General features: G+C 52.3%; 13 protein-coding genes. 10 read left to right on the top strand and 3 right to left on the bottom strand.

Annotated elements, in window-relative coordinates:
* Positions 1-2: 2 nt before the first annotated feature.
* The 5 genes from H6859_05760 to H6859_05780 all read left to right on the top strand — a co-directional run bounded on the left by H6859_05760 (position 3) and on the right by H6859_05780 (position 4,425).
* Positions 3-788 carry a hypothetical protein gene (locus H6859_05760; GenBank protein USO04676.1) on the top strand — a complete coding sequence of 262 codons (786 nt, stop codon included), beginning with the start codon at positions 3-5 and terminating at the stop codon, positions 786-788.
* A gap of 85 nt (positions 789-873) precedes the next feature.
* Entirely contained in the window at positions 874-1,197 is a 324-nt protein-coding gene (fliN, locus tag H6859_05765; protein ID USO06710.1) for a flagellar motor switch protein FliN, read from the top strand.
* 16 nt (positions 1,198-1,213) lie between these two features.
* Entirely contained in the window at positions 1,214-2,065 is an 852-nt protein-coding gene (locus H6859_05770; GenBank protein ID USO04677.1) for a MotA/TolQ/ExbB proton channel family protein, read from the top strand.
* A gap of 31 nt (positions 2,066-2,096) precedes the next feature.
* Entirely contained in the window at positions 2,097-2,921 is an 825-nt protein-coding gene (locus H6859_05775) for an alpha/beta hydrolase (protein USO04678.1), read from the top strand.
* Between the two features lie 88 nt (positions 2,922-3,009).
* Positions 3,010-4,425, top strand: coding sequence for a sigma-54-dependent Fis family transcriptional regulator (locus H6859_05780; protein USO04679.1), 1,416 nt, complete (start codon positions 3,010-3,012; stop codon positions 4,423-4,425).
* Between the two features lie 409 nt (positions 4,426-4,834).
* Here H6859_05780 and H6859_05785 read toward each other — a convergent pair whose 3' ends face one another.
* Together H6859_05785 and H6859_05790 are read right to left on the bottom strand one after the other, a co-directional pair.
* Positions 4,835-5,302 carry an NfeD family protein gene (locus H6859_05785; protein ID USO04680.1) on the bottom strand — a complete coding sequence of 156 codons (468 nt, stop codon included), beginning with the start codon at positions 5,300-5,302 and terminating at the stop codon, positions 4,835-4,837.
* A 3-nt stretch (positions 5,303-5,305) separates the two neighbouring features.
* Positions 5,306-6,229: an SPFH/Band 7/PHB domain protein gene (locus H6859_05790; GenBank protein ID USO06711.1), complete on the bottom strand. Its 924-nt coding sequence runs from the start codon at positions 6,227-6,229 to the stop codon at positions 5,306-5,308.
* Between the two features lie 184 nt (positions 6,230-6,413).
* Here H6859_05790 and H6859_05795 point away from each other — a divergent pair, with 184 nt between their 5' ends.
* Complete coding sequence (locus H6859_05795) at positions 6,414-7,235, top strand: hypothetical protein (GenBank protein ID USO04681.1); 822 nt, start codon at positions 6,414-6,416, stop codon at positions 7,233-7,235.
* 153 nt (positions 7,236-7,388) lie between these two features.
* Entirely contained in the window at positions 7,389-9,560 is a 2,172-nt protein-coding gene (gene flhA, locus H6859_05800; GenBank protein ID USO04682.1) for a flagellar biosynthesis protein FlhA, read from the top strand.
* 213 nt (positions 9,561-9,773) lie between these two features.
* Here the strand turns inward: flhA and H6859_05805 are convergent, their stop codons facing one another.
* A complete protein-coding gene (locus H6859_05805; protein USO04683.1) occupies positions 9,774-10,481 on the bottom strand; it encodes a hypothetical protein in 708 nt (235 codons plus the stop codon).
* A gap of 196 nt (positions 10,482-10,677) precedes the next feature.
* Between H6859_05805 and H6859_05810 the strand changes: the two genes are divergently transcribed.
* The 3 genes from H6859_05810 to H6859_05820 are packed head-to-tail and all read left to right on the top strand — an operon-like array spanning position 10,678 to position 14,851.
* Positions 10,678-11,790 (top strand): GTPase, encoded by a 1,113-nt coding sequence (locus H6859_05810; protein USO04684.1) that lies wholly within the window; start codon positions 10,678-10,680, stop codon positions 11,788-11,790.
* Positions 11,787-12,617, top strand: a complete 831-nt coding sequence (locus H6859_05815; protein USO04685.1) for a MinD/ParA family protein — start codon at positions 11,787-11,789, stop codon at positions 12,615-12,617. Before H6859_05810 ends, H6859_05815 begins: the two co-directional genes overlap by 4 nt.
* Positions 12,572-14,851, top strand: a complete 2,280-nt coding sequence (locus H6859_05820) for a hypothetical protein (protein ID USO04686.1) — start codon at positions 12,572-12,574, stop codon at positions 14,849-14,851. Before H6859_05815 ends, H6859_05820 begins: the two co-directional genes overlap by 46 nt.
* Positions 14,852-14,923: the final 72 nt, after the last annotated feature.

The raw sequence follows: 14,923 nt of genomic DNA on the forward strand, positions 1-14,923 counted from the left end.
AAATGCGCACGAAGACGGTGGAAGACATTAAGCAAAAATTCTTTTTCGATCACAATATATTCGATGCCAATGGTAATATCGAATCCGAACTTCTTGAAGAAGAAGAGCCTCCTATTCCGGTCTTTAGTGAGGCTGAACTTGAGGCTGCCAAAAAGGCAGCGTTTCAAAACGGGCATGAGCAGGCCATGCAGGAAGCCAAAGCCAGTCGTGCACAGCATTTGGCAGGCGTTTTGGGGGCGCTGGCCAAAGATATGACTTCACTGTTTGCGCAAGAAGATGCGCGCGAAAGGCTTTATGAGCGTGAAGTTGTGGCGCTTGTTTCACAAATTTATGAAAAGCTTTTTCCTCATTATGCGGAAAAAGCCGGTTTTGGCGAGTTAACGGCTGCTCTTGGGAATGTGTTGGGCAACCATTCGCGCCAAAGTCTGGTGTTGGTGCGCATTCATCCTGATGTTAGCGATGGTGTTGAAAAGTTTTTGCAAAAACTACAGTCGCAAAATCCTGAATTACGCTATACGGTGCAGGGCGATGAAACCTTAAGCGCTTATTCGTGCAGCCTGTCATGGGAAGATGGTGGTGCGCTGCATAACAATGAAGCTTTGGCCGAGGAAATTCTGGGCATTCTTAAAGATGGATCGAAAGACGGACTTGCAGGTGGGGCTGCAAAGCGTCATGATGGTAGAAAGGGTGGCGGTGATGAGACTGCGCCACAGGCCGCTCTTTCAGAGACGGAAGAACGGAATGAAAATCAGGAGCATCCTGATTTAAAGGAGAGACCCGATGAATGATGAAGACGATCAAGACACGGATGGCGGCAGCGTTGAACAGTCCGCAATTGACGATATCTTTGATGCGGCACCGGCGGCAGAAGGGATGAATCTCAATGAAATTTCCGCTTCTGAGGGCGCAACGCCTTCTACCGGTAATGAATATGCCATTGGCGAACCGATGGCAGACGACGTCACGGCGATCTACGAAATTCCAGTGCAAATTTCAGCTGTTTTGGGCCGTTCAACCATGCAAGTCAGTCAGCTTCTTAAGCTTGGACGTGGCGCGGTTGTTGAACTGGATCGTAAAGTCGGCGAAGCAATTGATATTTATGTAAATAATCGTCTCGTTGCGCGCGGTGAGGTCGTTGTTGTTGAAGATAAGTTGGGCGTAACCATGACTGAGATCGTCAAATCAGATCGTGCATAATTAATGGGATAATTGAATGAGTGACGCAGCCTCCCAAGATGGAAAATTTTCAGATTCCGGCCCAATGCCGGTCGTGAGTGTTCCACGCCATACTTCCAGCGTAGACTTTGCGACAATTTTAGGACTGTTTTTTACGTTTGGTCTTATTATCGCAGCTATTGCAATTGGTGACAGTAACGCCAATTTCATCGAAGTGCGCTCTTTGATGATTGTTTTACTTGGAACTTTGACGGCTACTGCAATTTCTTATACTCCGGAAGAGCTTTCGCGTTCTGGGGCAATTTTTTCGCGCTCTGTTTTTATCCATAAGTGGAACCCCACGGCAATGGCTGCCAATCTTGTGTCCTTGGCCGTTATTGCCAAGAAAAAAGGCGTTTTGGCTTTGACAAGTTATGAATCCGAGCTTCGGAAGGATGCGTTTCTTTATCGTTCTTTTCAAATGGTTGTTGATGGTTTTCCTGCTGATGATATTGAGTTTTTGCTTACGCAGGAGCTGGAGGCCGGGATTGAGCGGCATAAGCGCTCGGCCAGCATAACGCGCCGGGCTTCCGAGATTGCACCGGCGATGGGGTTAATTGGAACGTTGATTGGCTTGGTGATGATGCTCGCCGATTTAGAAAACCCGGAAACGATTGGGCCGGCGATGGCGGTGGCGCTCCTTACCACTTTTTATGGCGCGATTTTGGGGACGATTGTCATGGCACCGCTAGCCGTGAAATTAGAAAAGCGTTCATCAGATGAATCGTTAATTAAAAGACTCATTAAAATTGCAGCCGTGTCTGTAGCGCGTCAGGAAAACCCCCGCAAGCTTGAAATGCTGCTGAACTCTGAACTTCCGCCAGCCAAGCGCATTCGCTATTTTGATTAGGGCCCTAATGCTCCGCCTTTATAGGAAAGAATTGAAAACTGAACGCATTGCAGGTCTGCGTAAAGTTCTTTTTACTCTTGGTGTTCTTTATTTTGCACTGATCGCAGTTTTGTTTGTGAAACAACGCGATTTTATTTATATCCCGGATAAAACAGTACCGAGCAAGTCTCTTGTGAGTGCGGATGGCATGGCACAAGATATTGAAGTTCATACTGAAGATGGTTTGTTCTTAAAGGCGTGGTTCATTCCCTCGGTACAAAGAGGCATGCCGGTGATTTTGTTTTTTCATGGCAATGCTGGAAACATCAGCCATCGCCTGTTTAAGGTTTCGGATTATATAGAGGCCGGGTATGGGGTTTTGATGGCGGAATATCGCGGTTATGGCGGCAATCCATCAACGCCGAGCGAAGAAGGTTTATACGCCGATGCGCGGGCTTATTTTTCATGGCTCAATGCGCATGGATATAAGGATGAAGACCTTATTCTATACGGAGAGTCCCTTGGCAGCGGGGTTGCTATCGAAATGGCCGCGCGGCGAAAAGTAAAAGCTTTGATTTTGGAAGCGCCTTATGCGCGGCTATCGGACCCGGCAAGAAAGACTTACTTTTTCATTCCGTTTATTGAGCATCTGATGCATGACAAATTTTTATCGATTGAAAAAATACATGCGGTGAACGCACCCAAGCTGTTTTTACTTGCTGGTAAAGATGAGGTTTTAGGAGCGCAAACCGGGATGGAATTATATGAAGCAGCGCACGAGCCTAAAACTCTTAAAATTTTTGAAAATGCTTCTCACAATGGTGCGTATCAATATGGCGCCGGTTCTCTGGTTTTGCTTTTTCTTTCGACTTTATAATAGATAGCGTCTTCGCCTTCTTTTACTTGTCCACACTGTGGCGCATGGTATTGTTATAGCTTACGAGTTTTACGGGAGTTTACTTTAAATGCGTTTAATGATCATCGGACAACTGGAAGGTTATATTTCTCAGGCTGGAAAAATCGCTCTGCAAAAAGGCGCGAAGGTTATTCATTGTGAGGATACGGAGCAAGCTATTGGTGCTCTTTTGAATGGTAAAGGTGCTGATCTGGCGATGGTCGATGTAAAGCAAAAAATCCGTAGTTTTATTGACCGGCTGGAGGCCGAGCGCATTCATATGCCTGTGATTGCCTGCGGGATTGGCACGGATGCGCGCGCGGCGGTGAAGGCAATTGAGCAGGGTGCGAAGGAATATGTGCCCCTGCCCCCGGATGCGGATTTGATCGCGGCGGTGCTGGCAGCGGTGAGCGAAGAGCAAAGATCTATGATTGCCGATGATCCATCGATGCGAGGTGTTATGACGCTGGCCGACAAAATTGCGCCGAGTGAGGCGACGGTGTTGATCACCGGTGAGTCCGGAACGGGTAAGGAGGTGATGAGCCAGTATATTCACGGCAAGTCCAAGCGCGCTTCGGGACCGTTCATTGCGGTGAACTGCGCGGCGATCCCGGAAAATTTGCTGGAAAGCGAGCTGTTCGGCCATGAAAAAGGCGCCTTTACCGGCGCAACGGGGCGCAGGATCGGTAAGTTTGAAGAGGCTCATGCAGGAACTCTTTTGCTGGATGAGGTTTCCGAGATGCATCCTTCATTGCAGGCCAAGCTCCTGCGCGCTATTCAGGAACGCGAGATTACCCGCGTCGGATCGAACGATGCGGTGAAGGTAGATGTGCGCATTCTGGCGACATCGAACCGCGACCTGGAAAAGTCGGTTGAGAAAGGCGAGTTCCGTGAGGATCTCTATTTCCGGTTGAATGTGGTGAATATCGCCCTGCCCGCTTTGCGGGAACGGCCTAAAGATATCGTAACGCTGGCGCAGTTTTTTGCCGATAAATATGCGCAGGCCAATGGCGTTGAGAAAAAAGTTTTGTCGGCGGAAGCTAAAGCGAAGTTGCAGACCTATGGCTGGCGCGGGAATATTCGCGAGCTGGAAAACACCATGCACCGCGCGATTTTGATGGCGGTGGAGGATGAGCTGGAAGCCGATGCTATTCATCTGGCCGATGGTGCATTTCAGACTGGCACTCCGGCGCAGACGGCGGCTTCCGCGCTAGATCCGGCGGGCGTTGGGGGCGCCGGAGCGAAGCCGGTGGCGGCGGCTCAAGGGGCTGGGCCGGTGGAAAATCCTGGCGGCGTGGACACTCTGGTTGGCCGGACGATCGCCGATGTTGAGCGTGATATGATTATCAACACGCTGGAGCATTGTCTGGGCAACCGTACCCATGCGGCGAATATTCTGGGCATTTCGATCAGAACGCTGCGCAATAAGCTTAACGCCTATAAAGACGAAGGTGTGGCTGTGCCGACCAGCGCGAGCGGGGGGTAATTCGTTCCACTCGGAGTTCTATTGAGTTTTGACTCGGCTTTTTCTACTTATTCGCTTACAGCTTTTTTAAAAAACATTCTCCCCCTTTGATCCTGGTATGTTCTGACAAAGCTCTGGATAAAAATTGCCATAACCTTGACTGTGCGCGGCGCTGATCATAGCATGGTCATAAAGAGGAGGTGATTTCGATACGTGGTCATGAACAACCTTTGAGCAGCGCTCCTCCTGCCCGGGACCATTTTTGCGATACGCGCTGCCCCGATATGCCGAATGTACGCCCGACACCTTTTGAGCAATTTCAAAGGAGTTGCCGGAATTTTCTTGAAACGGTGCGGACGGACGCTCCAATTCAGCCGTTGAACGAGCCGGATTGATGTCTTGCTATCAAGAGATAATCTTGCCGATATTCCTATTCTACCGCCTCGACCTGTAGCACTGTGCCGTCGACGGCGGCGACTTTGACTTTTGCGCCTGCTTCAAGGTCGGTTTTGCATTCCACTTTCCAGATGGAATCATCGACTTTGACCTTGCCGAAACCGTTGGTGATTGGTTCTGCCAAAGTGAAGGTGCGCCCGACATATTGATCGCCGCGCTTGTTCAGGTTCGGTTGGTCGGATTTGATGGCGTTGGGGTTGTTTTTCTTGTAAACACGCCAGCCGACCGCGCCGATCACAGAGAGCGCAGCCCAGATTGAGAACTGTAATTGCCAGGATACCTCCGGGGCGATGAGTACCAAAACGCCCATGATAACGGCGGAGACGCCGATCCACAGAAAGAAGAAGCTCATCGACAGAATTTCGAGGATAAAGAACACCCCGGCCAGCACGAGCCAGTGCCAATAAACGATTTCTTCGAGGTTATAGACAAATAATTCCATGGGTTACGCTACCTTTTTATCATCTTTACTGAAGAGTTCTTTGGAGATTTCGGCGACGCCACCCAGAGCACCGATGACGGCGGAGGCTTCGAGCGGCATCATCAGAATTTTCTGGTTCGGCGAATTGGCGAATTTACCGAGCGCGCCGACATAGTCCTGCGCGACGAAGTAGTTGATGGCGCGCGGATCGCCTTTGGCGATGGCTTCAGAGACCACGCGCGTGGCGTTGGCTTCGGCCTCGGCTTCACGTTCGCGGGCTTCGGCGTCTCGGAAGGCGGCTTCACGGCGGCCTTCGGCTTCCAAAATTGCGGCTTGCTTTTCCCCTTCGGCCCGCTCGATTTCGGCCTGACGGAAGCCCTGGGCTTCCAGAATGGTGGCGCGTTTGTCGCGTTCGGCCTTCATCTGGCGGGCCATGGAATCAACCAGATCGCGCGGCGGGGTAATATCTTTGATTTCAATCCGGGTCACTTTGATCCCCCACGGCTCGGTCGCTTCATCAACGATGGACAGCAGGCGGGCGTTGATCGCATCACGCTCGGAGAGGAGTTCGTCGAGATCCATAGAGCCCATCACCGTGCGGATATTGGTCATGGTCAGGTTGAGCGTTGCGCGCTCCATATCGAGCACTTCGTAAGCGGCGCGCGCGGCGTTCAAAACTTGATAGAATACAACCCCGTCAACCTGAACCAGCGCATTGTCTTTGGTGATGACTTCCTGCGAGGGGACATCAAGAACGGTTTCCATCATGTTCATTTTTGCGCCGATGGCATCGACGAAGGGCACGATGAAATGCAGGCCGGGCTCCATGGTGTGGATGTATTTGCCGAAGCGTTCGATGGTAAATTCATAGCCTTGAGGGACGGATTTGATCCCCTTGAATACCAGCAAGATACACAGGCCGACAAAGACAATGACAAAAATTTCCATGGATGTGATTCCTTGTTTTGATTTCAAATTTTACAAGAAGCATGGCGCATTTGGCAACGGCACGCAAGGGTTAAGCAGGCTTTTGGGCTAGTATTAAGGTTTTATTAAGGTTTGGACTTCATAATGGGAACACGAAAAAAGGTCCAAAAAAACGGCCATATAATAGAGAATAATAAAGGTGTGAATGATGTCTGAAGAAGACAGCAAGCTTGAACAGCTCGGTGCGGCGGCGAAAAATGCCGGTCAGGCCGTTGTTGAGACACTCAAAGATGATGAAAAGCGAGGGGCGATCGTTCAAACCGTTGTTGACGGCGCAGAGTCGACCGTCGATAAATTAACCGACACATTGAATAATGCGGCCCTAGGCATCAAATCTCTGACAAAAGATGATCTAACAGCCGAGAACATCGCAAAAATCGCGCAAGAGAAAGGTCCGGATGCGGTCGTTGAAGCGATCAAAGCTGCTGGATATTTTTCTCTCTTTAAAGGTCCAACACAGATTGCCGCCATGCTCGCTGGCGATAACGGGGCGAGCAAACTGGCCGATGTTATCAATGGCAAGGTTAAGCCCGATGGAAAACCTGCTGATAGGCCTACGGAAAGTCTTGATCTTATGGCGATGATTATGAGCGGCGATTTCAGCGGCCTTAAAAGTCATGCTGAAAGCTGGTTTGATGACATTACTGAAAAACTAAGTGGTGGCTTTGGCCAGATGATTTCAAAATTCACCGGCTTTGATCTTTCCGGCATCACGGGCATGCTTGCGGGTCTTAAAAATACGGTCATGGGATTCTTTGGCAGTATGGGCGGCGGGGAGGATGCGCCGGAAGAAACCATGGTTGCAGATACTTCAGTATATACAACGCCGCAAGTTGAAAAAACTTCCGGCGCGGGGCTTGATGGCGTGCCGAGTCTAACAGATGAACATAAAGTTGTCTCCAATACGCCTGCAGCCAAACCAGCAACTCCAGCACTAGAAGGCCCAAGCGGGCCTACAAATGGATAACCAACCTCTTTAACTCCTTTCATTTGCCTTAATTTCATCACGCAGATAGAATGGCGATATGTGCCCTGATAATAATCGGGGTGTGTTGTTGCGTTTCATAGATTCCTGCTTTCGCAGGAATGACATCACAAGGTTATTTGCAGAACGTAAGTCATGGCTGATTCATCCGGTTCCAATATTCCCGCTCAGAAAGCCGCTTCTCCGGCTGCGCCGGTGCGCATGGGTGGCGGTATGAATATGAATAGCGCGGCGGGCGCTTTGGCACCGTATTTCCGCAGCGACGTTCTGTTCGCCTTCGGGATTATCGGAATCATCATGTTCATGCTGGTGCCGATGCCGACTTTTATGCTCGATGTTGGCCTGTCGATTTCGATCATGTTTTCGGTGATGATTTTGATGACGGTGCTGTTTATCCGCGCGCCGCTGGAATTTTCGACATTTCCCACCGTCTTGCTGGTGGCAACTTCGCTCAGACTTGGGCTGAACGTGGCCTCGACGCGGCTGATCTTATCGGAAGGACATACGGGATCGGATGCGGCAGGGCAAGTGATTGGCGCATTCGGGACGTTTATTATTCAGGACAGCTATGTGGTGGGCGCGATTGTGTTTGCCATTCTGGTGATTGTGAACTTTGTCGTGATTACCAAGGGTTCGGGGCGAATCGCCGAAGTCGCGGCACGCTTTACCCTGGATGCTATGCCGGGCAAGCAGATGGCGATTGATGCGGATTTATCCGCCGGGCTTATTACCGAAGACGAAGCCAAGGAGCGGCGATCAAAGCTGGAGCAGGAAAGCACCTTTTTCGGGGCGATGGACGGTGCGGCCAAGTTCGTGCGCGGAGACGCGATTGCGGGTTTGCTGATTACCTTTATCAACATTGTCGGCGGGATTGTCATCGGCACTGTTTCAGAAGGGCTGTCGCTGGGTGAAGCCGCTTCGACCTATACAATATTGACCATTGGTGACGGGCTGGTCAGCCAGATTCCGGCGCTGGTTGTGTCTGTCGGCGCTGGTCTGCTGGTTTCCAAGGCCGGGGTTGCGGGGTCCGCAGAAAAGGTTTTATTCGAGCAATTTGGCGCATATCCGCGGGCTTTGGCGATGAGTGCGGTGCTGATGTTGATTTTGGGGCTGGTTCCGGCAATTCCGGCGGCGCCGTTTGTGACTTTGGCCGCTGTCACTGGCGTGATGTCGTATTTCTCCTTTCAACGGCTGGCAGTAGCAGAGGAAGCAGAAAAAGCCGCCACTGCTGCTGCGATGCGTCCCGGCGCGCCCGGTTCCCCCGTTCCGGCGGAAGAGCCGATTTCCAAAGCGCTGGCGATGGATACGATCCGCCTGGAAATGGGCTATGGCCTCTTGCCGCTGGTGCAAGGGGATGGGGGCAACAAGCTGACCGATCAGATCAAAGGGCTACGCCGACAGCTTGCCGAGGATATGGGTTATGTGCTTCCGGCGGTTCGCATTCAGGATAACTTGCAGCTTCCGGCCAATACGTATGTTGTGCGGGTCAAAGAGATCGAAGCCGGGCGCGGCGAGGTGCGGCCCAATATGAATATGTGCATGGACCCGACGGGGGCGAAAATTACCCTGCCCGGTGAGGCGACTGTGGAGCCAACCTTTGGTTTGCCCGCGATGTGGATTGATGAGCAATATAAAGAAGAGGCGCATTTTAAAGGCTATACGGTAGTCGATGCGCCGACGGTGATCACCACGCATATTACCGAGATTATTAAAGACAATATGCCGGATCTGCTGAATTACGCCGAGACGCAGAAATTGCTCGATGAATTGCCCAAAGAGTATCAGAAGCTGGTAGCGGATGTTATTCCCTCGCAAATTAATGTCGGCGGACTGCAGCGCGTGTTACAGAATTTGCTGGGCGAGCGGGTTTCGGTGCGCGATTTGCCGGCGATTTTGGAGGGAATCGCAGAGGCCAGCGCCTTTACCAAAAATATCGCGCATATCACCGAGCATGTGCGCTCCCGCCTGGCTCGCCAGCTGTGTGATTCCAACACGAATGCTTCGGGCGTGGTGGCGCTGGTCACCCTGACACCGGAATGGGAGCATGCGTTCGGCGATGCGCTGATGGGCGATGGCGAAGAAAAGCAACTTGCCATGCCGCCGTCGAAGTTGCAGGATTTTATCACCGTGATCCGCGAGCGTTATGACGAGTTGGCCATGCAGGGCGAAACGCCGGTGCTGTTGACCTCGCCCGCGATCCGCCCTTATGTGCGGTCCGTGATTGAGCGTTTCCGCCCGCAGACGGTGGTGATGAGCCAGAACGAAATTCACCCGAAAGCGCGAATTAAGACGCTGGGGCAGGTTTAATTTTTTAACCGCAGAGACGCAGAGGGCGCAGAGTTTTTTTAGAAAGTCGTCATTGCGAGGAGCGTAAGCGACGAAGCAATCCATCTCTGAAACTATCCGCATAAGATGGATTGCCGCGTTGGCCTAGCGGCCTCCTCGCAATGACGATAGGAAACGCGAATTAAGACGCTGGGGCAGGTTTAAGGCGAACAAATGTATGGGGATGTTTTTTAATTAAATGACTTCAAGCGAAGAAGGCGGAGGAGTTTGGGAGGGCGCCACTCTTCGGGCAACGCCCTGGCTGACCTTTTCTAGAAGCTCTGCGTCGAAATCCTCTAAACGTTTTACCGGGAAACCTTCAACCGGCTCAATACCTTCTGAGATTAGAAACTTTCTTAACCTAGCTAAACTAAAAATTCTGTCTTCAACATGCTTTCCACTTTTCAGGCTTTCTAGAGCTGAACTCATCGCATCCAGAACTGCCTGCGCTTGTTGCGCTGTTTGCGGCTCCCGCAAACCGATTTCGGACAGATTAAATCCTTCCAAAGTGGTTTCAAGGCCACCCTTGCCTTTAACAACTTTTAAGTTCGCTGATATACTGACTAATCTCTCGTAGTATAACGCACTACCCAATTCCAATTCAGTATAACGCTCGCCAATATCTTGTTTTGTTCTCGCTCTCAGGGCAGAGCTAGAGGATGAAAAATCAAATTTTCGGTTAAGCTTTCCAACTTCAGTGTATTTTTTTCCATCTCCGGCAAAATGACCACTTGAAAGTATGTAATACATATTAGGCATTACAGCTAAATGACTTCTTACATCTGATCTGCTGTAGACACGCGAAACTTTGCCGAACAAGTCAAGCAAACGCGGACGTAAATGCGGGAGTTGTTCAATTATATCGCTCGCATCAACTGTGAATTTTGTTGGCGTATCTAGCACGGAGCCCTTTATCCTTTTAAACGCATATTTTGAATATAGTAAGAATATAGTTAAATTTTGTTATTATGTCAACAATGTTCTCAAAAAGCCTTTATTTATCCCCTACTCATCCACAGGCATATCCCGCTTTTTATGGAAGATGGTGGTGTGCTACACTAAGTTGCGTTTATAATTTGCTTGAGTAAGATATACACACATGCGGCTGAAATCCTTTTATGCCAAAACCATGACAGAGGCGATGCATATGGTCCGTGAGGCTTTGGGCGAAGATGCAATCATTTTGGCGACGCGCGAGGAGCGCGGCGGGCCTTCACGCGGGGGCGCGGTGCGCGTGACCGCGGCGATTGACCCCGGCGATTATGACGAACGGGCGTTTGATGATACAGGCTTTGGCACTGGCGATCTTGGCGGGCCGAATTTTGAAACACATGGGCGGAGCGCTCCTCCTTCCGCCGATACGTGGTTGCAATATGATGAGGAGGATGAAGAATCGGCGGTGGCCGAAGAAATTACCGATGCGATGCTCCGCCATGCGGTGCCCGAAGATGTAATGGACCAGATTCTCTCCTGCGCCACCGTGGTCGGGTTTGAACAACCCGGTGTGGCGCTGGTCGCGGCGATGGAGCATTTGTTTCAGTTTACTCCCCTGCCTCAAGGTGTAACCAGCAAAGCGTTGATGTTTGTCGGTCCGCCGGGTTCGGGGAAGACTTTGGCTGCGGCAAAGGCTGCGGCGCGCGGCGTGATGAACGGGCTGAAGGTCGGCGTGATTTCAACCGATACGGTGCGGGCTGGCGGGCTTGAACAGTTGGCCGCTTTCACAAAGCTGCTGCGCACGGATTTGAAGGCAGCGGAAAGCCCTGAGGCTTTAGCCAAAGCAGTGGCAGGGTTTAAAGGGTATGACCAAATCATTATCGATACCGCCGGAATGAATCCGTTCAACACCGATGATATTCGGAAGCTGGCGCGGTTGATCGGCGCGGCTCCGATTGAGCCTTATCTCGTTTTGCCCGGCGGGATGGATGCGGAAGAGTGCGGCGAGATTGGCCGCGTATTTTCCACGATCGGTGCGCATACGCTGGTGCCTTCCCGCGTGGATATGGCGCGCAGGCTCGGCGGCTTGCTGTCTGCAGCGCATCATGGCGGACTTAGCTTTGCCGATGCCTCGAATACTCCGAAAGTTGCCGATGGTTTCGTCTCGCTTAATCCGAAAAATTTGTCTAGACTGTTCATGCCCGGCGCGTATCGAAATGAAAGTGCGAACCGGTCACGACACAGCCCCACGCCCCGCAAAGCAGGAACACATCAATGAGTGATACGCAAACACACGTCGAAGCCAGAACCAAGGCCCCGAGCTTTCGCCGCGGGAAGAATCTGCTGGCTGTAGCCAGCGGTAAGGGCGGCGTTGGAAAAACATGGTTTTCCGTGACGCTGGCACAGGCGCTTACACAGATGGGCAAAAAGGTTTTGCTGTTTGACGGCGATTTGGGTCTGGCGAATGTGGACGTGCAATTGGGGTTGATGCCCAAACGCGATCTGAATGATGTGATTCGCGGACGTCTCAGCCTTGATAAAGTCATTCAGCATTATGATGAAGGCGGGTTTGATATTATCGCCGGACGGTCGGGGCAGGCCTCGCTGTCTTCCCTGCCCTCGCAACGGCTGGCCCATTTGCGCGATCAGTTGCTGGAAGTGGCCGATAATTACGACATTGTGATTGCGGACCTTGGCGCGGGCGTCGATCGCACCGTGCGGATGCTTTCGGCCACGGCGATGCGCACGATTTTGATTACGACGGATGAGCCGACCTCGCTAACCGATGCTTATGCGTTTATCAAGCTGGGCAATGCGGCGGGGATGTCGAAGAATATTTCCATCGTGGTCAACCAGGCTCCCAGCGAGATGGAAGGCGAGAAGACTTATAAGACTCTGCTCAAGGCCTGTTCGAACTTCCTGCGCCTGCAGCCGCCCTTGGCCGGACTGGTACGCCATGACCCGAAAGTCAAGGAAACCATCCGTCACCAGACGCCGATCCTGATCCGCTCACCCAATGCGCAGGCTGCTGGAGATGTTGAAGCCATTGCGCGGCATGTGTGGAAATCGATGAGCGAGGCCCGCAAGGCGGCGGCAGATGGGTGATTGAAGGTTGGAATGTTGGAAAAGTTTGTACTCCAATCATTCAGCTTCCAATATTTCAGCATTTCAGTATTCTGTTTTCCATTATGAACGAAACGCGATTTCCAGTTGGCGTAGTGCCACCGGGGCAATCTTCGCGGGCGGCTTCGGCGTCCGAGCCAAATGCCCGGCTGATTGGCGTGCCGAACGAGGTGCGCGCCGAATTGCAGACGCGCAAGGCGGCTTTGCGCCTGCGTGGTGAAGTGGTGCGGCATAATGATGACGGCTCGGTGCGCGTGCGCACACCGCGCGGAGATGTGGATGTACAGCTTCGCGAAGGACAACCAAGGCCGGAACGCGGAGCCCGCGTTGAGCTTGAAATTCAGCCGCCCAAGACTCCCGATCGTCCGCCTGAAAATGTAACTGTGAGAACATTACCGCACGCACCAGTGCGCGGGGAAAGCGAAGCGCCTGCGCCGCCTGCCGCCTCCCCTCCACCGGCGCGTGCCAGCGCCACGCCGGTGGCTGTACATGTGCGCGGAGAAAGCCAAGCGCCTGCGCCGCCCCGCCCGCCTTTACCCGCCGATGTCCGTCACGGGCAAAATGCGGGTGAAAAGGTGGTGCAAAGCCTACCACCGGAAGGATCGGTCGTGCGCTTACAACCGCTTCCTGCGCGGGCATTGCAAAGCCTTCCGGCTTTGCCCGATCTGATTCAGCAGGCAGTACAAGTAGTAATTCAGCCAGCCGTTTTTCAAACGCATATACTTGCCCGTCAGGCAGAAACAGAGATCTCGCAGGCGGTCCTGAATATTCAGCGTCCAGCAACCCTACCTGCGCCAGAGGTTTTTGAAACGCTTGCACCACTTACGCAGCCAGTACCAGAAGTATCAGCGAGGCCATTACCATTAACGCAGCCAACACAAAACACGCCTTTACCTGCTGCCATAACAGCGCCACAAAGTTTTCCTATACCGCAAGCGCAAGTGTTTTCTCAAAATATCGCGCTTGTTGTTCCCGAGACAGATAGCGCCCCTGCCCTGACTCCCGCTCCTGTACAGACGCGTGTTTTGAGCATTCCCTTTTCCCCGGCGCCTAGGATTGCTTTGCCTCTGCCAATAGCGGATTTTGTATCTTCGCCTCTTCCCGTTTCGACTATCACTGCGCCAACACGTGTGCAGCCACTACAGCCGCTTGCGCCAGTGCTCGTGAAGCCCCAGGCTTTGGATGTCGTGATTGCGAAAATCTTACCGCCGGATGTGCAGATCCTTTCAGGTAGCCTTGGAGTTGAAACGCCTGCGCCGGGCACATTGCAAGTAACAAAGCCTGAGATGCTGATCATGCACAATCAAAATGCCGGAAATCTTGTGGGCGTTGTGACAGCGGTGACGCCTGATACATTGCCGGTGATCAGTGTGTTTTTTCAGCAATTGGGAAATGAACAGCTTTTCACGCTGCAATTCCCGTCCGAGAGCGTCACGATCGGTACGCAGATTCAGGTCACACCGCATGTTTCACCATCAAGTGCGCAAATGCTTGTCACGCCGCCAGCCCTGCCCCAAGAAATTCCGTTGTCTGCTTTTCTTACGCCGCAGCCCTGGCCAGCGCTGGATGAGGCCTTGCAGCTTTTGGCCCGCGCGGTGCCACAAACTGCTCAGGCAATGGTGAATGTGACCCCTTCACCCGGCGCTCCGGCACAGCTTGGCCCGGCGATTATGTTTTTTGTGGCAGCCTTACGCGGCGGTGATTTGGGATCGTGGCTTGGCGAGAAAGCGACCAGCATTCTTAAAAGCGAGAAAGGCGGGCACAGTTTAAGCCGCCTGCTCAGCGATGGTGCGGTAATGGCCCGCGTGGCGCGTGAGCCGATGGGGCAAGATTGGCGGGCGCTGAATATCCCTTTGTATTACGAGGGCGATATGCATAAAATCGGGCTTTATTATAAGCATGAGCATGACGAACAAGAGGATGGGCTCTCGCCTCTGAAAGGCACACGGTTTGTTTTTGACCTGTCTTTGGATGCCATGGGCAAAGTTCAGCTCGACGGGTTGTTTCGTCCAGTGTCGGATATGGGTAAGCGTTTGGATCTGGTGGTGCGCACGGAAGACAATTTTAGCGAAGCGACACGCGCCGAGATGCGGCGGGTGTATGCACGCGCTTTGCGCGATAGCGGGGTTACAGGTGAATTGTTGTTCCAGACACAACCGGAAAGCTGGGTTACGGTTTCGACAAATCAGGACAATGTGTTGGGCGTGAGCGCCTAATTTGTACCGTGTCATTGTGCGCGACCAACGAGAGCGAAGCAATCCAGTTCTGGATTGCCGCGTCGGCCTATC

Source organism: Rhodospirillales bacterium (assembly GCA_023898785.1).
Lineage (GTDB): Bacteria > Pseudomonadota > Alphaproteobacteria > Micavibrionales > Micavibrionaceae > TMED27.

Bases quoted from the DNA above. Each gene is read 5' to 3' on its own strand.
- H6859_05760 (USO04676.1), top strand. From the start codon at position 3: ATGCGCACGAAGACGGTGGAAGACATTAAGCAAAAATTCTTTTTCGAT.
- fliN (USO06710.1), top strand. From the start codon at position 874: ATGAATCTCAATGAAATTTCCGCTTCTGAGGGCGCAACGCCTTCTACC.
- H6859_05770 (USO04677.1), top strand. From the start codon at position 1,214: ATGAGTGACGCAGCCTCCCAAGATGGAAAATTTTCAGATTCCGGCCCA.
- H6859_05780 (USO04679.1), top strand. From the start codon at position 3,010: ATGCGTTTAATGATCATCGGACAACTGGAAGGTTATATTTCTCAGGCT.
- H6859_05785 (USO04680.1), bottom strand. From the start codon at position 5,302: ATGGAATTATTTGTCTATAACCTCGAAGAAATCGTTTATTGGCACTGG.
- H6859_05790 (USO06711.1), bottom strand. From the start codon at position 6,229: ATGGAAATTTTTGTCATTGTCTTTGTCGGCCTGTGTATCTTGCTGGTA.
- H6859_05795 (USO04681.1), top strand. From the start codon at position 6,414: ATGATGTCTGAAGAAGACAGCAAGCTTGAACAGCTCGGTGCGGCGGCG.
- flhA (USO04682.1), top strand. From the start codon at position 7,389: ATGGCTGATTCATCCGGTTCCAATATTCCCGCTCAGAAAGCCGCTTCT.
- H6859_05810 (USO04684.1), top strand. From the start codon at position 10,678: ATGCGGCTGAAATCCTTTTATGCCAAAACCATGACAGAGGCGATGCAT.
- H6859_05815 (USO04685.1), top strand. From the start codon at position 11,787: ATGAGTGATACGCAAACACACGTCGAAGCCAGAACCAAGGCCCCGAGC.